The 25205-nt window shown below is 42.1% G+C and carries 24 protein-coding genes; 5 read left to right on the forward strand and 19 right to left on the reverse strand.

The window, feature by feature from the left end:
- Nucleotides 1-425 precede the first annotated feature (425 nt).
- The 3 genes from lgt (at nt 426) to ACTXGH_RS10820 (ending at nt 2860) form a co-directional block, all read left to right on the forward strand.
- On the forward strand, nt 426-1310 hold the full coding sequence (gene lgt, locus ACTXGH_RS10810; RefSeq protein ID WP_439296496.1) for a prolipoprotein diacylglyceryl transferase: 885 nt from the start codon (nt 426-428) through the stop codon (nt 1308-1310).
- Nucleotides 1311-1380: 70 nt separating this feature from the next.
- A complete protein-coding gene (locus ACTXGH_RS10815) occupies nt 1381-2241 on the forward strand; it encodes a thymidylate synthase (RefSeq protein WP_439296495.1) in 861 nt (286 codons plus the stop codon).
- A 49-nt stretch (nt 2242-2290) separates the two neighbouring features.
- Nucleotides 2291-2860, forward strand: coding sequence for a dihydrofolate reductase (locus tag ACTXGH_RS10820; protein WP_439296494.1), 570 nt, complete (start codon nt 2291-2293; stop codon nt 2858-2860).
- A gap of 454 nt (nt 2861-3314) precedes the next feature.
- On the opposite strand, the gene uvrC is transcribed toward ACTXGH_RS10820, so the two are convergent.
- Both uvrC and ACTXGH_RS10830 read right to left on the reverse strand, forming a co-directional pair.
- Nucleotides 3315-5159 (reverse strand): excinuclease ABC subunit UvrC, encoded by a 1845-nt coding sequence (gene uvrC / locus ACTXGH_RS10825; protein ID WP_439263097.1) that lies wholly within the window; start codon nt 5157-5159, stop codon nt 3315-3317.
- A gap of 142 nt (nt 5160-5301) precedes the next feature.
- Nucleotides 5302-6828 carry a DUF3360 family protein gene (locus ACTXGH_RS10830; protein WP_439296493.1) on the reverse strand — a complete coding sequence of 509 codons (1527 nt, stop codon included), beginning with the start codon at nt 6826-6828 and terminating at the stop codon, nt 5302-5304.
- 446 nt (nt 6829-7274) lie between these two features.
- Between ACTXGH_RS10830 and ACTXGH_RS10835 the strand changes: the two genes are divergently transcribed.
- The gene (locus ACTXGH_RS10835) at nt 7275-7832 is read left to right on the forward strand and encodes a DUF4442 domain-containing protein (protein ID WP_439263093.1); all 558 of its coding nucleotides are present in this window, start codon (nt 7275-7277) and stop codon (nt 7830-7832) included.
- A 192-nt stretch (nt 7833-8024) separates the two neighbouring features.
- On the opposite strand, the gene rplS is transcribed toward ACTXGH_RS10835, so the two are convergent.
- The 4 genes from rplS to rpsP form a co-directional block, all read right to left on the reverse strand.
- A complete protein-coding gene (rplS, locus tag ACTXGH_RS10840) occupies nt 8025-8447 on the reverse strand; it encodes a 50S ribosomal protein L19 (RefSeq protein ID WP_299221044.1) in 423 nt (140 codons plus the stop codon).
- Nucleotides 8448-8583: 136 nt separating this feature from the next.
- Nucleotides 8584-9378, reverse strand: coding sequence for a tRNA (guanosine(37)-N1)-methyltransferase TrmD (trmD, locus tag ACTXGH_RS10845; protein ID WP_439263180.1), 795 nt, complete (start codon nt 9376-9378; stop codon nt 8584-8586).
- A 75-nt stretch (nt 9379-9453) separates the two neighbouring features.
- Complete coding sequence (gene rimM, locus ACTXGH_RS10850) at nt 9454-9987, reverse strand: ribosome maturation factor RimM (RefSeq protein ID WP_439296492.1); 534 nt, start codon at nt 9985-9987, stop codon at nt 9454-9456.
- 160 nt (nt 9988-10147) lie between these two features.
- Nucleotides 10148-10420 (reverse strand): 30S ribosomal protein S16, encoded by a 273-nt coding sequence (gene rpsP, locus ACTXGH_RS10855; RefSeq protein ID WP_299221048.1) that lies wholly within the window; start codon nt 10418-10420, stop codon nt 10148-10150.
- A 250-nt stretch (nt 10421-10670) separates the two neighbouring features.
- On the opposite strand from rpsP, the gene ACTXGH_RS10860 reads away from it, so the two are divergent.
- On the forward strand, nt 10671-12131 hold the full coding sequence (locus tag ACTXGH_RS10860; RefSeq protein ID WP_439296491.1) for an ATP-binding protein: 1461 nt from the start codon (nt 10671-10673) through the stop codon (nt 12129-12131).
- Between the two features lie 64 nt (nt 12132-12195).
- Here ACTXGH_RS10860 and ACTXGH_RS10865 read toward each other — a convergent pair whose 3' ends face one another.
- From ACTXGH_RS10865 to ACTXGH_RS10925, 13 genes are all read right to left on the reverse strand, one after another.
- Nucleotides 12196-12375, reverse strand: coding sequence for a hypothetical protein (locus ACTXGH_RS10865; protein ID WP_299221050.1), 180 nt, complete (start codon nt 12373-12375; stop codon nt 12196-12198).
- A 196-nt stretch (nt 12376-12571) separates the two neighbouring features.
- Nucleotides 12572-14260, reverse strand: a complete 1689-nt coding sequence (locus ACTXGH_RS10870) for an ATP-binding protein (protein ID WP_439296490.1) — start codon at nt 14258-14260, stop codon at nt 12572-12574.
- A 353-nt stretch (nt 14261-14613) separates the two neighbouring features.
- The gene (locus ACTXGH_RS10875) at nt 14614-15330 is read right to left on the reverse strand and encodes a response regulator (protein ID WP_075103509.1); all 717 of its coding nucleotides are present in this window, start codon (nt 15328-15330) and stop codon (nt 14614-14616) included.
- A gap of 546 nt (nt 15331-15876) precedes the next feature.
- Nucleotides 15877-16293, reverse strand: coding sequence for a F0F1 ATP synthase subunit epsilon (locus tag ACTXGH_RS10880; protein ID WP_021812807.1), 417 nt, complete (start codon nt 16291-16293; stop codon nt 15877-15879).
- Nucleotides 16294-16386: 93 nt separating this feature from the next.
- Nucleotides 16387-17820, reverse strand: a complete 1434-nt coding sequence (atpD, locus tag ACTXGH_RS10885; RefSeq protein WP_299221054.1) for a F0F1 ATP synthase subunit beta — start codon at nt 17818-17820, stop codon at nt 16387-16389.
- Between the two features lie 50 nt (nt 17821-17870).
- Nucleotides 17871-18752 (reverse strand): F0F1 ATP synthase subunit gamma, encoded by an 882-nt coding sequence (gene atpG, locus ACTXGH_RS10890; RefSeq protein ID WP_439263086.1) that lies wholly within the window; start codon nt 18750-18752, stop codon nt 17871-17873.
- A gap of 206 nt (nt 18753-18958) precedes the next feature.
- Nucleotides 18959-20503, reverse strand: a complete 1545-nt coding sequence (atpA, locus tag ACTXGH_RS10895) for a F0F1 ATP synthase subunit alpha (protein ID WP_439263084.1) — start codon at nt 20501-20503, stop codon at nt 18959-18961.
- A 93-nt stretch (nt 20504-20596) separates the two neighbouring features.
- Nucleotides 20597-21220 (reverse strand): F0F1 ATP synthase subunit delta, encoded by a 624-nt coding sequence (locus ACTXGH_RS10900; RefSeq protein ID WP_299221060.1) that lies wholly within the window; start codon nt 21218-21220, stop codon nt 20597-20599.
- 13 nt (nt 21221-21233) lie between these two features.
- Complete coding sequence (locus tag ACTXGH_RS10905) at nt 21234-21704, reverse strand: F0F1 ATP synthase subunit B (protein ID WP_439263083.1); 471 nt, start codon at nt 21702-21704, stop codon at nt 21234-21236.
- A gap of 117 nt (nt 21705-21821) precedes the next feature.
- Complete coding sequence (atpE, locus tag ACTXGH_RS10910) at nt 21822-22070, reverse strand: F0F1 ATP synthase subunit C (protein WP_010197960.1); 249 nt, start codon at nt 22068-22070, stop codon at nt 21822-21824.
- Nucleotides 22071-22103: 33 nt separating this feature from the next.
- The gene (atpB, locus tag ACTXGH_RS10915; RefSeq protein WP_058369621.1) at nt 22104-22973 is read right to left on the reverse strand and encodes a F0F1 ATP synthase subunit A; all 870 of its coding nucleotides are present in this window, start codon (nt 22971-22973) and stop codon (nt 22104-22106) included.
- A gap of 728 nt (nt 22974-23701) precedes the next feature.
- Complete coding sequence (locus tag ACTXGH_RS10920; protein WP_299221064.1) at nt 23702-24100, reverse strand: ATP synthase subunit I; 399 nt, start codon at nt 24098-24100, stop codon at nt 23702-23704.
- A gap of 283 nt (nt 24101-24383) precedes the next feature.
- A complete protein-coding gene (locus ACTXGH_RS10925) occupies nt 24384-25175 on the reverse strand; it encodes a metal ABC transporter solute-binding protein, Zn/Mn family (protein WP_439296489.1) in 792 nt (263 codons plus the stop codon).
- Nucleotides 25176-25205 lie beyond the last annotated feature (30 nt).

Raw genomic sequence — 25205 nt, forward strand, 5'->3', positions numbered from 1 at the left:
GCTGCTAGGCTAACTAGACTTAGCGGTATCATGAACCGTTTTAATACCAACCTGCTCGGTTTCTTTGAATCATTGTGATCAGTAAAAACTGATGCTATTAAAAAGTAAGCGCGCATAATAATCCTCAAAAATAATATTAATCCGTTAATATCGCTGGTTAGCGCAAGCTTACGTGATCTGACGCTATATAAAATGACTTATTGATCTGCTTATTGTTGTTGTACAGTATTTTTATCCGGTATTCTTTATGGTACTTATTCTAAACCCAGCTTTATATCTTAGCGGTTTTCTGTCTTTCTTTCTAGATGTTGCCAGCGGCAGATAAGTTGTTACGATGAACCTAACCTGACAGTAATTTGGTATGCCTAAGTAGCTATTTTTGCTATTATGACCAGCATTCTATTATCAATAATTATGACACCCTTATGATGATTCATCCTCAGTATGATCCCGTGGCACTGTCCTTGGGTCCAGTAGAAGTGCATTGGTATGGTCTAATGTATTTATTGGCCTTTGCCGCCGCTTATGGTTTGGCTTGGTATCGCAGTACTAAGCGTGATAGCTGGTCAAGTGACATGGTCTCAGACTTAGTGTTTTTCGGTGCGCTCGGGGTTATTTTAGGTGGCCGTATCGGCTACGTCTTGTTCTATCAGTTCGGTGAATTACTACAAAACCCAGCCTATCTCTTTAAAGTCTGGGAAGGCGGAATGTCGTTTCATGGCGGCCTGATCGGTGTTGGGCTTGGTATGCTGTATTTTGCCCGTAAATATAAAAAGACGCCTTTTCAAGTGCTCGACTTCATTGTGCCTTGTGTGCCAACAGGGCTGTTATTTGGACGTATCGGCAACTACATTAATGGCGAGCTATGGGGACGCGTATCTGATGGCGGCTATAATTGGCTGACTTACTTTCCACAAGCCGCCGCCTTTGATATGCAGCAATTGCAAGCCAACCCTCAGTTGCAAGAGTTGATGATGGAAATAAATGGACAGTACTTACTGCCCCGTCACCCTTCACAGCTTTATCAAGCGCTTACTGAAGGTCTGCTATTATTTTTGTTATTGTGGTGGTATTCGTCCAAGCCGCGTCCACGTATGGCAGTCACTGGCGTCTTCATGCTGGGTTATGGGTTTGGTCGCTTCATCGTCGAGTTCTTCCGTCAGCCAGATGCCGATCAAGGCTTTATATTATTGGGCTGGGTCACTAAAGGGCAGATACTAAGCGCACCAATGATTCTTATCGGTATTTTCTTAATCATTTATGCTTACAAGCGCGATATTTATGATTGGGGTCGTCAATCTGCTTATTAAGACGTATGAAAGTTGAGAGACATTAAAATTGATATACATTAAAACCAAAGACTATGGAATCTAAAAAGTCATGATTACTACTAAGAACGAAGCGGCTTATCTTGATTTATTAAAACTAGTATTGGCTGATGGTACTGAAAAAGGTGATCGTACTGGTACTGGTACGTTAAGTCATTTTGGTGCGCAGCTGCGTTTTGATTTGGCGTCAGGATTTCCGTTGTTAACCACTAAAAAAGTTCACTTTAAATCGATCGTTTATGAGCTATTATGGTTTTTAAGCGGTAGTACCCACGTTGATTACTTGCAAGAGAATGGCGTACGTATTTGGAATGAATGGGCAACGAGCGAACAAACAGCGCGCTTTAATCGTTCTGCTGGCGATTTAGGGCCAGTTTATGGTCATCAATGGCGCAATTATAGCGCGACAAAGAACGAAGAAGGCGGCTACAATAAAGATGGCATTGATCAAATTACCCAAGTCATAGAGCAAATAAAGACCAATCCCAATTCGCGACGTTTAATCGTCTCGGGCTGGAATCCAGGTGAAGCCGAGCAAGTGGCCCTGCCGCCTTGTCACACCTTGTTTCAGTTTTTTGTCGCGGATAATAAGCTATCCTGTCAGCTTTACCAGCGCTCAGCAGATTTATTCTTAGGTGTGCCGTTTAATATCGCCAGCTATGCACTGCTAACCCATATGGTCGCGCAAGTTTGCGGGTTGGACGTTGGTGAGTTTATCTGGACAGGCGGTGATTGTCATATTTATCAAAACCATCGTGAGCAAGTTGAGCTGCAACTAACGCGCGAGCTTTATACACTACCGACATTAACGCTTAACCCTGATATTGATGATATTTTTGCGTTTAACTATGAAGATATTAGCGTTGATGGTTATGAATCTCATCCTGCTATTAAAGCTAAAGTCGCGGTATAAAAATCTGTTTTTTACTTCATATTTCTGATGAAAACAATAAGGATACATTATGAGTTATGCCCATACTGAAGTTGCCCAAATCGTCGCTATCGGTAGCAATCGCTGTATCGGTAAAGATAACGAGCTGCCATGGCATATCTCAGCAGATTTGCAGCACTTTAAAAAAATGACGACTAAAGCAAATAATGGCGAGGTTCAAGGTATCGTCATAATGGGGCGTAAGACTTTTGAGTCGATGAACAGTAAGCCATTGCCAAAGCGTGTTAGCTTTATCATTACGACGCAACTAGATTATGCCGAGAAAAAAGGCCTCAAAGGTCGTAACGACGCTCATGTCGTACATAATTTAGATGACGCATTAACACAAGCAGCCAGTCTCGCACACGGTGCGCATCTTGATACGATTTGCGTGATTGGTGGCGAGCGCGTCTTTAGAGAAGCATTCATGTATACCGATCGTATTGAGCTAACGTATGTAGACACAGAAATAATTGACTGCGATGCCTTTTATCCAGAGCTACCAAGCGAATTTGAAGTCGCAGAAGAGTCTGAGCAGATGCATGATGAGAAAAGTGGGTTAAATTTTAGATTTGCGACTTATGTAAAAAAAGAAGGCTAATATCATTGATGTGACATTTATTGTTTACTACTGCAAAGGAGAAACCAAGTATGAAAAATTAAAAAAGCTCAGCAAAATTAATTGCTGAGCTTAAAAAACTTTTATATAAGATAATCGTGAAAATATATTCAACGTTTAGCTTACTTATGAGTTTGTTTACCTTGGGGAAGGTCTACATACTTTATAGTAATTGCTAATAGATGTCTATGTCTGCACGGTTATGAATTTTCTATCATAATTATGGAGATCATTATGATCATTCAATGTAATTATCCTAAAGCTGTGCATGTTCGTTGGTATTGGCGCTATCGATTTGATCGTTGGGAGCGCGTTTGCGAACACTGTCGCAGTTATCCAAATCAACAATTGAGTTTTGATTTTTAGCAGTTATAGAATTTAACTTTAGAATGACAACAGTCTTAGGCTGTTGTCATTTTTTTTGTAAAAACCACAACTACTCATGCAGCACTTTATAAACCGTTTTTGCTAATACCGGACCAATTCCTTGCACGCCTGCCAGCTCTTGTTGGGAAGCACCTAGCAACTGCTGCAGTCCGCCAAAATGATTCAGCAAGTCACGACGGCGCTTCTCCCCCAGCCCTGGTATAACCTCTAGTACTGACGATGAACGGCGCTTATCACGCTTCTTACGGTGCGCTGTGATGGCAAAACGGTGCGCCTCATCACGAATGTGCATCAATAAATGTAGCGCCTTGCTATCCATCGGCAAATCAAGCGGCTCATGATCGATAAAGTGCAATACTTCAAGTCCGGCCTTGCGCCCCTCACCTTTTGCCACACTGATGAGCAATGTATCATTAAGAATACCCAGCTCTGTTAATACTTCTTTAGCGATGCCCAGCTGTCCTTTACCGCCATCAATAAGCAATAAGTCAGGTAATGGCTGCTTTTTATAGCGCCGTGTCAACACTTGCTTCATTGCAGCATAGTCATCACCGCCTTGAATATCATGGATGGCATATTGACGGTAATCACGGCGGCGTGAGCCTCCTTGATCAAAGACCACGCAGCTGCCGATGGTCGCCTCACCCATGGTATGGGAAATATCAAAGCATTCGATTCGATCAATCGTTCGATCGGTGACATCAGACAATACGTCTTTGAGAGCGCCAAAGCGCGAATGCAGCTCTAGATAATCACCCAGCTTAGTTTTAAGCGCATTGTTGGTATTCAGTTTGGCTAAGTCCAGCCACTCTGAGCGATGTTCACGTACGTTGGTTTTGATAACGACTTTGCTATCAAAATGCGTTGCTAGTGCTTCGCTGATTGCTGTCTGATCAGGCAGTTTATGACTTAATATAATCTCGCTCGGCAAGTCATCGGTCACCTGAAAATAAAATGAGGTAATGAAGGCGGATAAATTATCAGCGAGCGACTCACTGCTATCGACATCAGGGAAGTAGTTTTTACCACCAAGTACGCGCCCGCCGCGTACCGTCAACACGTTAACACAAGTCATGCCTGCCTGACTGGCAATCGCAATCACATCAGCCTCACCCTGCACGGTATATACTGCTTGCCGCGCTTGCACTTCGCGTAGCATAGACAGCTGGTCACGATAAAAAACCGCCTTTTCAAAGTCTAATTCTTCAGCCGCACCTTCCATTTTTTCAATTAACGCACTATGAATGTCGCTTGAGTCACCCTTTAGGAACCGAATGGTGTTATTCACATCCTCTGCATATTCTTCTGGCGATACCAAACCGACACAGGGCGCACGGCAACGCTTAATCTGATACTCAAGGCATGGACGCTTACGCTGCTTAAAAAAGGTATTGGTACATTGTCGCATCTGAAACATTTTTTGCATCAAAACCAATGTCTCTTTTGCCGCGTGAGCAGATGGAAAAGGACCAAAGAAGCGCCCCTTTTGATGATTGCCTTTGCCGCGTCCATAAGCCAATCTCGGATAAGGTTTATCAGCTGAAATAAACACATATAGATAAGACTTATCATCACGCAATAATACGTTATAGGGGGGACGATATTCTTTAATCAGGTTTTGCTCAAGCAGCAGTGCCTCGGTTTCACTACGGGTAATGATGGTCTCGATATCGTGAATCCGTGCCACCAATGCTCGCGTCTTTGGATGGTCAATGGTCTTAGCGAAGTAGCTATTGACGCGACTTTTTAGCGACTTCGCTTTACCCACATATAAAATATCGCCGTTTTTTCCCAGCATTTTATAGACTCCTGGCAGATTTGGCAGGCGTTTGATAAGATGCTTAAGACGGGCTTTTTTATCATCTGCGGGACTTGTTTCTGAGACGTTAACCATAAATTTGCTGCTCTTAAGATACTGATATACAGCTAATTATGGGGCGATAGCCTGAGTTTTACAAGCTATCGCTTACTATAGGTTTATGCACAAAAAAACCAGCATGAAGCTGGCTTTTATTTTTTTGGGGTAGGCAAAATTTCTAATGACGGAAGTTCGGTAATAGTGCTGGAATACCTGGCAACATACCAACGACCGCCATAACACCTGTTAATATCACAAAGGTAATCACAGGTATAATCCAGCGACTCATTTTTGATAAACTCGCACTTCGCTCTTTAGAGCCTATTAGTCCAAGGTTATCAAGTACTAAGGTTATCGACCAACCAAAGGCTGGGTTTACCAGTGCTGATGCAAATACCACAATGGCAGCTGACTGCGTGGTTTTACCTTCGCGCGTCATCTCCATGCCAGCCTCGAGCAGTGGGATAAAGACACCGACGATCAACGCCACACACATTACCGGCTCCCAAATAGCCAGATCCATTGGGTAGCCCCAGATACCAGCGATCAGACAAAACAGTCCAGTTAGTACCGCACCTGCTGGAATCGGACGCTTAGCGATCGCTGCTGGCACGATATAGGTACCCCATGATGAGGCAAAGTTTGCGCCGCCCAATACAGAGCCTGCCACCTGACGAATAGAAGCGCTGGTCATCGTATCATCGATATCCATCAAGACACGCTCAGTACGCTTTGGATAGCTGATTTTTTGAAAGACTTGATGACCTAAAAAGTCGGGCGACCACATAGCGACGGCCAATACCGCAAACGGCAATACCACAACGAAGCTTTCAACCGTTGGCAGACCTAGCATCCAACCAGTGTTTTCACCCCACCAATACATTGGATTCATATTTGGCAAGCCAGGTGCAGTTTCGAAAGCAAAGGGCGCACCCATCGCAAAAGCTACGCCACCACCTAATAAGCAGCTAAGCGGCACAGCAAGCCAACGCTTTTGAAAATTTTCTAATACGGCATACAGTATGATAGTCAGCAAAATCACCACAAAGGCAATATGTGCCATGCCAATCCCCTCTGCCCAAGCAAACAGATTTTTGACTTGTGAGATGGTACCAATAAAGCCTAAATACAGCAGCAGACCACCGCACACGCCTTTACTGGTCAGGTTCGCCAGCAGACTACCACCCTTACTAATAGCCAATAGTAGACCAAAGGCACCGATTAGCAGACCAAAGGCCATCGGGTGACCACCAGCTGCCACTACAATAGGAATAAGAGGAATAAGCGGGCCATGCGTACCCGCAAGGTTGGCAGTCGGTAGCAAAAAGCCTGAGAATAAGATCACAAAGAACGCGACGATTAATAGCTCATAACGGACGTTTTCTAACACAAAGGCATCACTGAGACCAAGCGGCCCTGCAAACGTAGCGGCAATAGCGCCCACCATTACTACTTTACCGATTGTCGCGGCCATTGCTGGAATGGTATCTTCATATTCAAAACGATAATCACGAAATGGCAAATTTATGCGCCAGCGCTTGGGCTGCATAATCTGTAGTTCATGATTTAAATAGGCGTCACGACTGTCAAAGCTTGAGCTTGGCTGATGCAAATCAGTATAGCTACCTTGCAATTCATCATCGTAGTGAGCTGAATTTGACTGCTGCGGATTGGTGCTTGAAACGGGGGTCTCGTTACTACTCATCACATCTCCTTATGCCAACTGAGGATTCGTTTTTTATCTATAACGACTTTTTGCCCAAAATTGTACAAAAAATAAGCTGCTCAACACAAATTGGCAGCCATTGTATGCTATCAAGACTAAGATTGCGAGTTTTGCCGTCACAACTCTTGACCTTTTCTTCGCATTTTGATGTATGACTAGCACCGCTCTTAAAGACCATTTAGTCCTAATAAACAGACATCTTCTACATTGATAACAGGATAAACGTTTATTATAGTATTGATATTGTTGAATAATTAATATTCGTTACGCTTTAAAACTGGTAGCAGTTTTTATTTTTGACTATGATAGGTGTTTTTTGTTCAGTTTATAATTAGCTCAGGCCATCATTAATAAAAATGATGGTTATCAATATACGAGCATCTTTACGTACCGTAAAAGATAGAGAAATATAAAGGAATAATAATATGAGCTTCCTACCCAAGAATCTAGAAAATTTAAAACGTAAAACTAAAAAGAACGTCATGCCTCTTTTAACGCCTCACTTACTTAAATTGCGTATTAATACCTACGCTCCTTATGTCGGCGCTGGTATCAAGGTCGAGCATGTTGATTTAGATCAAGGCTTGTGTGTGGTCAGTATGGGTCTTAATAGTCTGAATAAAAATATCGTCGGCACACAATTTGGTGGTAGCTTATACTCGATGGTTGATCCTTTTTATATGCTTATGCTCATGCATCAACTTGGCAGTACCTATGTAGTATGGGATAAAAGCTCGCATATTGAGTTCGTTGCCCCTGGTAATAGCAAAGTGACAACGCGCATGAAAATTCCTAGTACAGAAATTGCCACTATTCAGGAGCTGGCAAAAGACGGCGAACCTGTATTTCGTGAATATCAAACAGATATCGTGGATAGTCAGCAAAAAGTTATCGCTACGGTCACTAAGACCATTTATATCCGTTTGCGTAAGTACAGCAAGTCCAAGGAACAAAGCAATCGTATAGATAATGTTGACTCCTAGGTTTGAATTTAAGGCCATACATACAAAAACCCCAATCTGGCGTGTGCTCAGATTGGGGTTTTGTCTTTTTGGTATGGCCCGCTTATTTATAAATAAACCTATGAATAAGGGCTTGTATCTACTGTTGCTTTACTCCTAAGCGGCATATTAACAGCTAAGGCGCTTTGGCAAGCTTAAACGTAATGCTTAAACTTAGATACCAGGTGCAGTTTCAACTGCATCAGGTACACCAGCATCAGTCTTTTTCTGAGCAGCTGGACGACCACCAAGCTTTTCGCGAATACGAGCTGATTTACCAGAACGCTCACGTAAGTAGTACAGTTTCGCACGGCGAACAGCACCGCGGCGTTTCACTTCAATGCTATCAATGATTGGTGAATGCAATTGAAATGCACGCTCAACACCAACGCCACTTGACATTTTACGGACAGTAAACGCTGAGTTCAGACCGCGGTTACGCTTAGCGATAACCACACCTTCAAAGGCCTGTAAACGCTCACGCTCACCTTCACGTACTTTTACTTGAACCACGATAGTATCACCTGGTGCAAAATTTGGGCGTTCAAGTAGTTGTTCGTTTTCGATGACCTGAACCAATGGATGCTTGTTGCTCATGAGAGTTATCTCCTCACATTAGATAATAGAGGCTTTACGCATATCACCTGTTTGTAATAATTAATCGTATCACGCATTTACGAGATACAACATAAATGGGGTCTAACAAACGGCCATTGTCGTATGACCTGTTTCATTATTGATCAAAATCTTCGTTGTTAACTGTGTTTAAACTATTTTGTTTTGCCAATGCTTTTAGCCAAGCAACTTGCTGCGTATTTGGGGTAAATGCTTGCCACAAATCTGGACGTCGTACTTTGGTACGCTCGACCTGTTGACTAAAACGCCATTTAGCAATATTGGCGTGATGTCCAGAGAGCAATACTTTAGGCACTTCCATACCAGCAAACACATGCGGTTTAGTATAATGTGGACAATCAAGCAAACCATCGACGAACGAATCTTGCTCAGCTGACTTGTCATCACCCATTATATTGGGTAGACGACGTATCACACTATCCATGAGTACCATTGCTGGTAGCTCGCCGCCAGTCAGTACATAATCACCAAGTGACACTTCCATATCAACATACTGTGATAATAAACGCTCATCAATCCCTTCATAACGACCGCATAATAGAATCATGCCATCATAATCAGTCATGCTGACCACGTTGTTCTCACTTAGCACTTGTCCTTGCGGTGACATGTAAATCACTGGACAATGTGCTTTGTCAATACGGCAACCATACTGGCTGGCACGCAGGCGCGCATCTTCAATTGCTTTTGATAATGGCTCAGCCATCATCACCATACCAGGACCCCCACCGTAGGGACGTTCATCAATACGGCGATAATTATCCGTAGTATAATCGCGTGGATTGATGCACTCAATTGTGACTTGCTCCTGAGTCACTGCTCGTCCCGTGATACCAAACTCACGAATCGTGGCAAACATCTCAGGAAAAATACTAATCACAGCAAAATACATCAGACCTCTGTTTAAATAATGCTCGTTAAATGACACCTACATGAACATATAATTGCTTCAATCGTAAAGATCGAATCAATAATCGCTTGGCCAAGCCACATAAACTGCTTTATTGGTCATATCGACTTCAATTACAGTTTGAGCATGCCACGGTATCAAGCGCTCTTCGTTATCTAGGCTGTCTGAATGTGCTGCTACCCGCATAATGTCATGCGCGCCAGTTTCAAACATCTCAGTAATATCACCAAGATACTCATCCTGCTCATTCAAAACTCTAAGTCCAACCAGTTCAGACCAGTAAAACTCGTCCTCTTCAGGTTCAGGTAATGAGTCTTTTGCAACCCAGATAGCAACACCATTCATAGTTTCAGCAATATTACGATCAGGAACTTGCTCAAATTGAGCCACAAGCCCTGTACCCTGCTGACGCCACTTACTTACTGTCAATGGCTTAATACCAGTGGCAGTTTTTATCCACCACGGCTGCATACCAAAGATATCCGAACGATCATCTGTATCGCTAAACACCCATAACCAGCCTTTGATACCATAAGGTTTCTTAAGCTGACCAATTTTCATAAGTGTACTAGCGTCTGGTACAGATGACATAACGTCTAACCTAACAATAAATAAAACAGAGATTGCTAATAAAAAAGCAATTAAATAATAAAAACAGTTAACCGCGTATACTGATCAAATCAGCTACGCTATCTATTTTAAACATACTAAATAGTCTAAAAACTGACTATAAGTACTCAACGCTAAGCATTTAAGCAGTTGCTTCAGTGCTTGTTGTCGCTGATTTGTTGTAAGCTTTCGCTAATGAAGCAACGCGATCTGAAGGCTGTGCGCCTTTTGCGATCCACGCATTATACGCTTCCATGTTTAAGCGTACTGCTTCTTCAGACTCTTTGGCAAGTGGGTTAAAAAAGCCAATGTTTTCAATGTAGCGACCGTCACGCGCGCGGCGTTGATCAGCAACAACTACTTGATAAAATGGGCGTTTCTTGGCACCGCCCCGTGCTAAACGAATAACAACCATGTGAATTCTCTCTTTCGCAGGTATACCAAAAGGGCATAATTATATCACAGTCTTGATTTGTTGAAAACATAAACTGTGTTTATTTAATGACTATTATAACAATGGTTTAAAAGCAATCAAGGGCCACAAATATCGCAACCTATTTACTGATCAAAGTCTAATATTCAACGATAACTTTTAGCCAGCTCATAGCGCCTACTGCAGTATTGCACTATACTTTATTGCAATACTGTAAGAGCGTTAGATCCCTATGTTTATTCCAACTCCTCGTCGCACTGCTTGGCTGCCACGTTCGTACTCTAGTACTTGGCTTACAACCTTAATGGTAGCCTTTATTGTTATAATCAGCGTCGGTTTGTCTATTTGGTTTTTTTGGCGCAGTTTGTATTTGCCAGAGCTTAAAAACCATGCGCGTTATTTAACCAGCGAGCTGCGTTTGATGAATAGTGCGAGAATAGACTGGCAGGACAATCCAAAGATACAACAATGGCTGTATCGCAACTCACACGTGGTAGTCGTTGATAATCCTAGTGACTTTCCACAAGTTGAAAACAAAGTTTTTGTGGGGGTATTTACTGACGTTTTACAACGTGAAATTGGAGCACAATTAGGACGACCAGTTGAAGTATATTTTAAATTTAAGCCCACACCTCAGCTATGGGTACAAGACAGCCGCGACCAAAGCTTTTGGATTCGTGAGCCCGTTGTCTATTATTCACAATATAGCCCAACATTATTGGCGTTATTCTTGTTAGGTTTGCCAATTTTGACTTTGTTAACGATCATCTTACTAGCACGTCAGCTAAACCGCCCGCTTCGTTACTTACAACGTGCTGCAACCAATTACATTCGTCTCGGTCATGCGACTACTTTGCCAACGCGTACAGGACCTACCGAGATACGCCAGGTCAATACGGCGTTCAATCGTCTATTTACAACGCTTAGTCAAGCGCAAAAAGAACGCACGATCATGCTGGCTGGTATCTCACATGATCTACGCACACCGCTAACACGCATGCGTTTAACCGCTGAGATGTTGCCTGATGACTTTTTCCGTGAGGGATTGATTTATGATATTGAAGACATGGATGCAATTTTAGAGCAGTTTATCTCTTTTATGAAAGATGGATCTGATGAGCCTGTACGCCTTACCAATTTAGACACGATATTTAATGAGATTATTGTACAGTTTGCGCCTATGCCGTTTATTTACCAATCAGAGCTTCAAAAAGCTGTACCAATACGTCCCTTGTCCATAAAGCGCTTAGTTATAAACCTTGTGAACAATGCAAATCGTTACGGTAAGCCGCCGATTTATTTGTCTGCCAGTATCGTACCGACCTTTATTGAAACGGTTGTTACAGAAGATACTGATATTGTGACCGAAAGCGAGGTAAATCAAGAAGCTCAAGAGCAATTGATGATATGTGTACGTGACTGCGGTGAAGGAGTCGCGGAGGATCAGTTAGAGCGAATCATGCAACCATTTGAGCGTGGCGAGACAGCACGTACCACGCAAGGAAGTGGACTTGGCTTGGCTATCGTCAATCGTATCGCAGGTCTGCATCATGGTACTGTAGAAGCTATCAATCATCCTGAGGGCGGACTACAGGTTTGTGTACGCCTACCTCTGATATCTAAGGTTACCGATGAAACGGTCATTGAGGACAACTTGACTACACCAGATAATGCAATCGATGGCGGGGGCTAAAAAAAGAACAAATATGAGACAATTCATCGAAAAACCATCATAAAGAGATGGTTTGAAAGGCGGGCTATTCTTTAGTCCCAATCAACGGTGGTACATGTTTGGCACTATTCGTAAACGTTATTGGCTGCGTAAGCTCCGCTTGTGCAACCTGTAAACTTGCAGTCGGAGTAGGTTGCTGTATAAACAAGTAGTAGCCAAGCATTAAAGCATTTAGTAATACTAAACCGCCAAATAAATAAGGCATCTTATCTCTCCTATACAGCCTCAAACTCAAAAGAACGGTAAACCTAATATTACCGTGGATAAAACTATAATTCATCAAAATGTGACCTACTACTCTTATAGTAGGTCACATAGTCGATTCTATCAACAATTCTAAATAATTCTAGTTGATAAAGTCTTATCATACGAATCAATTAGTGGTTAATTATATCTTTGGTTTACTCCCCACTAATGTCACGATCACTTTTTTCTTGGGTCAACTCGTCAGCAGCAAGCACTTGTGTTAACGGTTTAATGGGCCAAGTCATGACAAATCTGGCCCCGCCAAGACTGTTACTTTCATCTACCTTCATACTGCCATTAAACCAAAACGCGATACGCGAGACAATAGATAGCCCAAGCCCATACCCTCCTGAAGCTCTGGTACGACTATCATCTAAACGAGAAAATGGAATAAACACCTTTTCACGATCTTCCTCCGGTATACCGTGTCCATCATCTTCAACACTCACAAAAGCATTACCTTTTTTGACACCAGCACTGATAACTATGGTTGTTTCTGCATAGCGCAGTGCATTACCAGCAAGGTTTTGAATAACGCGGTGAAGATAGCGACGATCTGCTATTGCAGTGACTTTTGCATTTGGAAGTTGTCCAACGACCTTGATAGATTTTCCTAATGCATTGGTCTCGCGTACCACCTGCTCAACCAGCTCTCGAAGGTTTACTGGCTCTAAGTCTAGCTTAGGAGAGCCTTCCTCAAGCTTTGCATAGGTCAAAATCTCATCAATTAATCCATTTAGTGCTTCGATATCTTCGTCGATATAATCACGCTGCATAAAGCGCGAGTCCTCGTCATCGGTATCGGCCAGCATATCGACCGCAAAGCGAATACGCGCAACAGGCGTACGCAGCTCATGCGAGACCGCGCGCGTCAGCTCGCGCTGTGATTCAATCAGACGTTTAATATGCTCTGTCATTGCATTAAATGTGGCAGATAAACGCGCGATCTCATCTTGTCCAATGACTTGTACTTGAATATCCAAATTGCCTTGACTAACTTCGTTAACCCCTACTTGAATCAGCTGTAATTTACGCTCAAGTGGAAAAATTAGCGCGTAAACACCTAAGCTAATTAAGAACATACTTATCAGTACCATACTGATAATTAAATTTAATGGAAACCAGTTAAATAAGGAAACAGGACCCATTACAACAGCCATATCATTGATTTCAGAAGGCACAATTATTCTGATGGCAGAGTTGCCGCGGCTGGTGCTACTATCTTGAAACAATATAACGACTTCATCGCGACGTAGGCGCGCCATCTGATCAGTGTCTAAGCCTAAAGCATTTACGCCCTTAAGCTCTAGCGGAAAAAAGAATTTCTCTTCTAACTCCTTTAGACGCGTACGCTTAGCAGACAACGTCGTATAGTAAGACAAATCATCTAACAAAAATACGGCCATTGCTCGTACTTGTTGCTCTGTGACTTGTGATATTCTAACAGTTAATACGCTTTTGGCATCTGACAGACGATGATACACATCAGCATAAGTAGGCTGACTGTTATAGCGCACGACAGTATTCCCATTATCAAAACGACGCAGCTCACTTGAGCTAAAGTCGATGTCGGTAACAGGTACAATACGAAAGGTTGAACCAAACAAACTACTGGCATCTGATAACCAATAGTCGCGCTGGGTGTCACTTATCTGCCGGCCCACACCTTCACTAACTAAATAAAAGGCTCCTGTAGCCATATCTTCACGATAGGTTTGTACACGTTCCTTATTAATAGTATCCATTAATAATTGGGCAAATAAGGCCACGCATAGACAGACTATTAATAGACCGGCATAAATTCGAACAAAAATACTGTGTTTTAAAGAAGAAACTAATGACATACGTGCCGTGACCAAACTGTTGAGTAATAATCGCTAGTATCGCTTTGACCAAAACCTCTCCATCGCAAACGATATCAAGCACTGTTAGATAAAGATGAAAGATTGAAGACCGTATTTTATCATTATATATAAACAACCTAACCATAATACAATGACCGACTTAAAACCATATCTATATAATGTGTATTGAGCTGGCGTCCATAATTACTGCTCAATAATTACCGCTCAATTAAACCACATAACACCTGTCTTAAGTTCAAAAACTTAAACTTTAGCCACAAAAAAACCAGCAAGGAGCTGGTTTCTTGTGAAGAAAATGATAATTACTGACTATGACTGTCATTAAGACAAGATCAATTGCCCTCTTTAACGAATAAATAACCTTTACTACGTACTGTTTTAATACGTTTAGGGTTTTCTGGATCATCACCAATCTTAGGACGAATACGTGAGATACGCACATCAATAGAACGATCTTGACCATCATATTCAATGCCGCGTAGGCGCTCAAAAATGTCTTCGCGCGATAAGATACGACCAGCATTAGAAGCAAGTAGCCATAGTAGGTCATATTCAGCGCTGGTAAAGTCGACTAACTCGTCGCTCAATGTCACAGATCGACCGCCATTGTCGATGACCAGCTCACCAAATTCTAGGCGTTGTGGCACATCTTCTGATGGCGCATTTTCAGAACGACGTAGTAACGCACGAATACGTGCCAACAATACACGTGGTTGAGCAGGCTTGGCGACATAATCGTCAGCGCCCATCTCAAGACCCAATACTTGATCCATATCTTCTGTACGCGCCGTCAGCATCAAAATTGGATTTTGATAATGGGGACGCACTTCACGACAAACAGTCAAACCATCACTACCAGGAAGCATAACATCAAGTACTACTAAATCTGGTTGTTCATTAACGATGCGGCGAATGGCGCGATTGCCATCAGTCTCGATCGCTACTTCTAAGCCATTCTTAACCAGATAATCTTGAGTTAACATAGCTAAACGTTCATCATCTTCAACAATCAAAATTCGGAGTGTGTTGTCTTCTTCAGTCGTTGTCATTGGTGTGTCCTATAATGTATAAAAATTAATAGCAGGTAATTAGTAGCACAATAAAATGGAACAATTGATGTTCTTATGAATGATGCAATTGTGGTAACACAGTATACTATCAAATAGTCAGCTTCCTATACTATAGCTTATTGTCGTTAACAAAACCTATAAAGAACATATCCTATAAGTTTAGTTAACGTCCAGTACTTTTAACTATTTAGTTATTTGCTCAATGAAGAGTAGCATTAATCGACTAGCAGTGAAACATGATAAAAAAAGCGTTTTCATTGTAGGCTAACACCATTCTTTACAATATCACCAAAAGAGCTTATTTTTATCGTCGATACCGCTATTATTAACCTAACAGAGAATATGAAATACCTACTTATGCCAACCAAATATACTGATTGGGTAGAAGTATTTTATTAAATCCTTAATTATATTTACCAACACTCTGCACACCATAAAAAAAAACAGCCCATTATGGACTGTTTTTTTACTATTTTATTGTCAAATACTGAATAAAAACTACCATTCAATACTGTAGACAACAAATTAAGCGCGGTTTTTGTATTTACGAATCGTTTGCAGCTGGGCTACTGATTCTGCTAATGAAGCCAAGGCCGCATTAGTTTGTACGGTATCAGATTGGTTGACCAGCATTTGTTCCGCTTTTTTACGTGCTTCAACGATTTTACTTTCGTCAAGGTTATGTGCACGCATAGCAGTATCTGCTAATACAGTGACCATCTTTGGCTGTACTTCTAACACGCCGCCTGATACGTAAATCACTTCTTCTTCACCATTTGGTGTTTGCACTCGCATCGCACCTGGTTTTAGCAAAGTAATAAGCGGTGTGTGACCTGGCAATACACCAATCTCGCCTTCGGTACCCGTAGCTATTAACATGCTGATTTCGCCCGAATACAACTCTTCACGAGCACTTACGACGCGACATTGTAACGTTGCCATATTTAACTCCTTACGATCAAAACTGCGATGCGTTATCTACTTGCGAGTAGACTGGCGTCAGCCTACTCGCAGTTTAGCAAATGCTAATACAACTTACGCTGCAGTAGATTTCATTTTTTCCGCTTTGGCGACTACTTCATCAATACCGCCAGCCATATAAAACGCTTGCTCTGGTAAATCATCGTATTCGCCAGCAATAATTGCTTTAAAGCTAGCAATAGTATCGCGCAGTGGTACATATTTACCAGGTGCACCAGTGAATACTTCTGCTACGTGGAATGGCTGTGATAAGAAACGCTGGATCTTACGAGCGCGATAAACAACCAATTTATCTTCTTCTGACAGCTCATCCATACCTAGAATAGCGATGATGTCTTTTAGCTCTTTATAGCGCTGTAGAACTTCCTGAACACCGCGAGCAACATTGTAGTGCTCCTCGCCGATTACTTGTGGATCTAGCTGACGTGACGTTGAATCTAGTGGATCAACCGCAGGATAGATACCTTGTGACGCGATATCACGGCTTAGTACAACAGTCGCATCCAAGTGAGCAAACGTTGTTGCTGGTGATGGATCCGTCAAGTCATCCGCAGGTACATAGACGGCTTGAACTGAAGTAATAGATCCTGACTGAGTTGAGGTAATACGCTCTTGCAGCATACCCATCTCTTCAGCAAGTGTTGGTTGATAACCAACCGCTGATGGCATACGACCTAGTAGTGCTGATACTTCAGTACCGGCTAGTGTATAGCGGTAGATGTTATCAACAAATAGCAATACGTCACGACCTTTACCAGTGGCAGGATCTTTGGTATCACGGAAGTACTCAGCCATAGTCAAACCAGACAATGCAACACGTAGACGGTTACCTGGTGGCTCATTCATCTGACCATATACCATCGCAACTTTAGATTTACTAAAGTCTTCAGTATTTACAACGCCCGCTTCTTGCATTTCGTGATAGAAATCATTACCTTCACGCGTACGCTCACCAACACCAGCAAATACTGATAGGCCTTCATGCTTAAGGGCGATGTTATTGATCAGCTCCATCATGTTGACGGTTTTACCAACCCCAGCACCACCAAATAGACCAACTTTACCACCTTTAGCAAACGGGCAAAGCAAATCGATGACCTTGATACCAGTCTCTAGCAGCTCAGTGCTGTTTGACTGATCCGCATAGCTTGGTGCATCACGGTGGATCGACCATTTTTCGTCAGCGACAACTGGACCTTCTTCATCAATAGGACGACCAAGGACATCCATAATACGACCGAGCGTACCTGTACCAACTGGCACAGAAATAGCCGCGCCAGTATTGGTCACTGGTAGGTTACGCTTTAGGCCTTCAGTTGAACCCATTGCAATAGTACGTACGATACCATCACCTAGCTGTTGCTGTACTTCTAGGGTGGTTTCGGTACCGTCTACTTGCAAGGCATCAAAAATTTGAGGAACTTCGTTACGGTCAAACTCAACGTCAAGAACCGCGCCAATAATCTGTACAATACGACCGCTACTCATTGCGTTCTCCTTGAACTTCTGTATATAGTAGGTTTTATAAAGGGTTTCAATTATGAAACAGCAGCAGCACCGCCGACGATCTCCGAGATTTCTCGGGTAATCGCCGCTTGACGCAGCTTGTTATAAACCAACTGTAAATCATTAATAAGGTCACCAGCATTATCTGTTGCCGCTTTCATCGCAACCATACGTGAAGACTGCTCAGAAGCAATATTTTCCATTACCGCTTGATAAACAATCGACTCAATATAGCGACCAAGCAATTCATCAATCAATGTCTTGATATCAGGCTCATAGATATAGTCCCAGCTAAGCTCTGTCTGTATGCCACTTTCTTCATCATCAAACGAGTGCTCTGGCAGAGGAACCAATTGATTAACGGTTGGCTTTTGAGTCATGGCATTAACGAACTGGTTATATACCACGTAAATACGGTCAATATTGCCGTTACTATAATCTTCAAGCATGGCTTGAACGGGTGCGTTTATTTGCTCAAACGTTGGTTTATCGCCATAGTCAGTCACCGCTGACGTCACTTTACCACCAAAGTTTTTGAAAAAACTCACACCCTTAGCGCCAATAACTGCAAACTCAGTTTGCACAGACTGGTCTTGATAATCTTGGATACTTTTGGATAAAGCTTTGAATAGGTTAATATTCAAACCTCCCGCCAAACCACGATCAGAGGTAATGACGATATAGCCAACCTTGTTGACCGGACGCGTTACCATATATGGATGTTTGTAGTCTGATGAAGCATGCACCAAATGTGAAATAACCCGGCGCATACTATCAGCATACGGGCGACCCACTTCCATGCGCTCTTGAGCACGGCGCATCTTACTTGCCGCTACCATTTGCATAGCGCGAGTAATTTTTTGGGTGCTTTTAATACTGGTGACTTTGGCACGTATCTCTTTTAAGCTTGCCATAATGATTCCAATATAAGAGGGTTAAAAAGCATTTGCGCATGCAACATATAATCAAGATATAGTATCACTTTATCAGAATAATCATTATCTGTTTTGCATAACGCGACTAATACCGTTAATGGTTAGAATAGTGGCGCAAGTATCTGTTTAAACAACGCGCCACTTTTAACGACTAAATTATAACCAATCCGGCCTAACCCATTAAATTAATAACTGTGATTTTGTTTGAAAGTCTGTACTGCTGACTTCAAACGACCTGCGATATCATCGTTGTAATTCGCAGTATCATCAATCTCGCGCATCAATTCACTTTGCTCATCATGCATGTAGCGTAAGTAAGCTTCTTCGAAAGCACCGATCTTTTCTACTGGCACATCAGCTAAGAACCCTTCGTTTGAAGCATAGATAACCGCTGCTTGCTCAGAAACAGACATTGGCTGATACTGTTTTTGCTTCATAAGTTCAGTGACACGCTCACCATGATCAAGCTGTTCACGAGTGGCATCATCAAGGTCAGAGGCGAACTGAGCAAACGCAGCCAATTCACGATACTGTGCTAGCGCGGTACGAATACCACCAGAGAGCTTTTTGATAATCTTTGTCTGAGCAGCACCACCAACACGAGAAACTGAGATACCAGCGTTAACAGCAGGACGAATACCTGAGTTAAATAGGCTTGACTCTAAGAATATCTGACCGTCAGTGATCGAGATCACGTTAGTCGGTACAAATGCTGATACGTCACCTGCTTGGGTTTCGATAATAGGTAGTGCAGTTAAAGAACCCGTTTTACCTTTTACTTCACCATTGGTAAAGTTTTCTACATAGTCCGCGTTTACGCGTGAGGCACGCTCAAGTAAACGTGAATGTAAATAGAATACGTCACCAGGATACGCTTCACGACCTGGCGGACGACGTAACAATAGTGAAATCTGACGATAAGCGACTGCTTGCTTTGATAAATCGTCAAATACAATCAATGCATCTTCACCGCGGTCACGGAAATATTCGCCCATCGTACAACCTGAGTACGGTGCGATATACTGAAGTGCTGCTGGCTCTGACGCTGAAGCGACGACAACTGTCGTGTATTCTAAGGCACCAGTCTGCTCAAGCTTACGTACAACGTTAGCAATCGTAGAACGTTTTTGGCCGATAGCCACGTATACACACTTAATACCAGATGATTTCTGTGCAATGATCGCATCGATAGCCATCGCGGTTTTACCCGTCTGACGGTCACCAATGATAAGCTCACGCTGACCACGACCAATTGGAATCATGGTATCAACAGCTTTATAGCCGGTCATTACTGGCTGGTCGACTGATTGACGATCAATAACGCCTGGGGCGATTTTCTCGACTTTATCAGTCATTTTAGCATTGATAGGACCTTTGCCATCAATAGGATTACCCAAGGCGTCAACAACACGGCCTAGCAGCTCAGGACCTACTGGTACTTCAAGAATACGACCAGTACAATAGGCTTTTTGACCTTCTTGCAGCTGTAGGTAATCACCAAGTACTACCGCGCCGACAGAATCACGCTCTAAGTTAAGCGCCATTCCATAGATTTCGCCTTCAAACTCAATCATTTCGCCGTACATGGCATCTTCAAGACCATGAATCTGCACGATACCGTCAGATACTTTGACAATCGTGCCTTCATTCTTTGCAGTCGCACCCGCATCAAGGTCTTGAATACGCTGCTTAATCAGGTTACTGATTTCCGCTGGATTCAATTGTTGCATTGCCTTGTTTCCTTTAATTTATGATAACCCGCCCACTGACTTAAATGCTCTTATGTTCACGCAGATCTTATAAGATCGCGCCACTGAATGGCATTAGGCAGTTAGCTGTGTTTTTAACTGTTGTAACTTGCCGCGCATTGAATCATCGATAATTTTGTCACCGACTTTGATCGTAGCACCTGCCAATAAACTTGGATCAACTGACTCGTGGATTACTACGCTAGCATTTAGCGATGCAGCAAGACGCGTCTGAATCATGTCACGCTGAGCATCAGTCAATGGATAGGCAGAAGTCACATATGCGTCCAGCTGTTTTAAGCTTATGGCCTTATGACGGCGATAATGCTCATAAACTTCAGGAAGCAGTGCCAGACGTTCTTGTTGTGCCAACTGCTTAATAAAATTATCAAGGGCTGGTGACACTTTAGAATAGCTAATACTATTACCAGAGTGAGAGCCTTTACTCTCGCCTAGTAGCTGTTTAAAAGCAGAGTCGCTATCACCAGCTACTTGTGAGTCATAAAGATCAGTCAGCGCAGCTGACTTATGCTCAGCAGAAACAGCTGGATTTTCCAGCCAAGTACTGAACGACTTGTCATTGACAACGTGACTGGCAATAAACAAGAAGTTTTCCCACTCATTTACTACCCCATTTTCGTTGGCATAGTCAAACGCGGCTTTAGCGTACGGTCGTGCTAAGGTTGATAAGTCAGCCATGATATCCTCACAATTACAGCTTCGCCGCCAGTTGATCTAACATACTGGCATGTTTTTGCTCATCGACTTTGTCTTGCAAAATCTTTTCTGCACCAAGTACAGCCAGTTCAGCTACTTGAGCACGTAATGATTCACGCGCTTGGTTAATTTCTTGCTCGATAGACGCTTGCGCTTGTTGACGAATACGCTCGCCTTCTGCTTGCGCTTGCGTTTTTGCATCTTCGACAAGCTGGTTGGCACTTTTATTAGCTTGCTCGATTAAAGCAGCAGCTTTATTCTTTGCAAGATCAAGTTCCTGCTGGACATCTTGCTCCGCGGTTGCCAAATCTGCTTTTGCTTTTTCTGCGGCGTTTAGGCCTTCAGAGATTTTACGCTGACGCTCGTTAATGGCCCCAATAAGTGGTGGCCACACGAATTTCATGCAAAAAATCACAAATATTGCAAAAGCAATGGCTTGACCGACGAGGGTAAAATTGATATTCACGTGATCACCTCTTTGTTAATGAAAAATCAGTTTCATTGATCATGTTTGGCAGTCAGATCTTGACTATATTTGATAGAAAATATCTAAGTACCAAACATTTACAACTGAGCTTTCGGATTAACCTGCTAGAGGGTTAGCGAACAACAATAGCATAGCAATACCAACACCGATCATCGGAATAGCATCCAAAAGACCTGCTACGATGAACATACGAGTTTGCAATTGTGAGCCAAGCTCTGGTTGACGTGCAACCCCTTCTAAGAACTTACCACCTAGAATAGCAAAACCAATACCTGTGCCAAGTGCACCAAGACCGATAAGTAACGCTACTGCGATAACTGTGTAACCACCTAATACTGGATCCATTGATGTATCCTCATTTACCTATTGAATGTCTAATTAATGTTCAGTTGATGATGCAAGCGATAAGTAAACTATCGTCAACATCATAAATACGAACGCTTGAAGTGTAATAATCAAAATGTGGAAGATAGCCCACGGTACCGATAACGCCCATTGAATCCAAAACGGCATTAGAGCAATCAGTATGAAAATCAATTCCCCAGCATACATGTTACCGAATAAACGCAAACCTAATGAGACAGGCTTTGCAATTAAGGTAACTGCTTCTAAGATGAAGTTGATGGGGATTAAAATAATTTGTAAGATAGGATTCTTGGCACTAAACGGATGTAGTGTTAACTCACCAACGAAACCGCCCACGCCTTTTTCTTTGATGCTATAAAAAAGAATTAACAAAAAGACAGAGAATGACATGCCAAGCGTGATGTTGGGATCAGTTGTTGGCACAATCTTAAAGAACACATGGTGTGGATCATGGCCCATCGCGGCACCAATTTGGCCTGCTAGACTTGGGATAAAGTCGATAGGCAATAAATCCATTAGGTTCATCAAGAAGATCCATACAAAAATGGTCAATGCCAAAGGTGCAATCAACTTTGAGGTACCACTATAAGAATCGCGAACGTTATTATCAACAAACTCAACGATTAGTTCAACTGCCGCTTGAGTTTTGCTTGGCACGCCTGAAGTTACTTTTTTGGCAACCATCCAAAAGATGGCACAAAATAAAATACCCAGACCAATTGACCATAGCATAGAATCAAGGTGGATAGCATTAAAGCCCATTTGTCCCGCTTCTTCAGCAGTATAGGCAACTTTCCAACCTTCGCCTGGCAAATAGCCATACGTCCAGTTCGTTAAGTGGTGAGAGATATATTCTGATGATGTTTGTTGCTCGGCTGCCATAATATAAGCTTCTTATTAATCAACGATTGAATCAACTACCAAAGAATACGGTTGTCATCTGATAAGCATACTAACAACAATGTTTGCATAAACCTAACTGAACTTTTAAGAAGATTAATAACATCTTATCCGTTCATATTATTTACAAATTAATCGTGTTCGCACTCTCATGTAATCAACAACATCCAACCCATACTTCTGGTGCAGTTACTGGTTTTTTGACAGACTTCAATAAAATTTAGTTATCAAAAAAGGGCTTATGAGTATTCATTACTAGCCCTTAGCATCTGCACATAAACGTACTTAAAGTTATCATATTAGTGTTTGCCGATACCTTGATTTGCAAGATATGTGCTTAATACAGCACGTTTAAGCAAAATAATTAGCTGCCTATCTTAATGCAGCGTAGTATTCGTGTAAAGGAAATTATGTGTTTTTTATCTGCTATGTAATCATTATACCAGCTTGTAACGTTTAACAATATGGTCTTGCGCCCTTAATTAAATTGTAAAACATTATTATTAAGCAATCATATTTATAGTAGTTAGTATTTTTTGCAAAATTCCAAAACACATCATTTATCAATTTTCGACTTAGTCGTAGAGAAGTTGGACGGCAGGATGACATTTTTATGCTATGAACAGCATTATATTTATAGAATAAATATGACGTTATATTGGATAAATACAAAAGCTTAGAAAATTATCATAAGCGACTGTCATTTATTATTAACGTATATGCCACAACATCCAACTGTGACTAATCTGCATTACCATAAAACCGATGAAGAGCGCAGGCGCTGACAGGGGTCGTATGGTAATAAAAATTAGTGCGAAACCAAACACAGTCAATAACCATTTGGCCATTTGACCTCGATATAGCTGGCTGACAATGTGCCCGCGCGCGCGATATCCTGTGTACCAAAAGATAAATCCAGCAAATACAGCTTGAGTAACAAAACTTAATAGCGCACCAATGGCAGCGCTTTTTGCTACGACAAGATCACTGCTCAGCCAACTGGCATCTACAATCCAAGCGATGATAATAAGGATAAATAGTATCCACGCTTGGCGTTTAATATAGACGCCGATTTGATCTCTTTGCGTACGTTTGGCAGGTTTGGTCATTAGCTTACCTATAGTATTAGAATAATAACCGTAGCATTTAGATGATAGTAGCGTGTAAATGGCATACTTCTCTATGAACGGTTCACTATATAGATATAACCTTTTAACCAAAATAAAACGCCACTTATTATAAGGAGCAACCAGATAATTAGCAAGTAATATATGGCAAATATCAAACCTTTAATTTGTTATTGTTAATTAACACGTTATAGACATATTAAACAATCCTTAAATACCAAATTGGCCCACTTATCACTTTAGATATTGTAACGTTTTTTAAATATTAAGACATACAGTTACGTATTTCTTGCGCCATATCACTCCAGCCACTCACAAAGTCTTTACTACTACTCATATCCTCGGGCTGCACAGTCGTATCTACTGGCTGAAGCTTAGCAAGCAAGCCTTTAGCCGGAACGCTAGGACTCACCAAACACATTTGCTTGACTGGACGCTGCTCGTTAAGCCAACGTATCTGACTGGCTTTAGGTGCCAAATGATGATCCATGCTTAAACTACCAGCAAGCTGTAATTGCAACGCTTTTTCGATATATTGGTAAGCATCATGATAAGCCCAATAAGGAGAGGCTTTTTGGTCATTCAACTGTGCTGATGCTACAGCTCTATCCAGTCGCTGGGCAAACTTCTTTGCATTGGCTTGATACAAATTCTTGTGCTGAGGGTTTGCATGACTGTGAATCACTGCCAGTGCTCGAGTAATGGCTTTGGCGTTTTCAGGGTCGAGCCAAATGTGCGGGTCTAAAGTGTTTGCGATAAGTTGGCCTTTAACATCACGTAATGGATGACGGTTAAAGGCATCAAAACTAAATAAGGAAATGGCATTCGGTGCGGTGTTTAAGCTTGATGCAAGGTTGTTCTCCAACGGCTCACCAAACCATACAACAAACTTACTCTCTTGAATTGCTTTGATATCACTAGGGCTAATACTGCCATGGTGGCCGACCTCCCCTGCTTGCAATAATCGATTGGCTGACGGTGCTCCCTCAGTGACCGCTTCACTTAATAAAAATAAAGGGTAGTTACTGACGCTGACGGTCGCTGCTTGCACAGTCATTATGAACGAGCTTAAAAGCATCAATACGAC

Source organism: Psychrobacter sp. 1Y10 (assembly GCF_052259005.1).
GTDB lineage: Bacteria > Pseudomonadota > Gammaproteobacteria > Pseudomonadales > Moraxellaceae > Psychrobacter > Psychrobacter saeujeotis.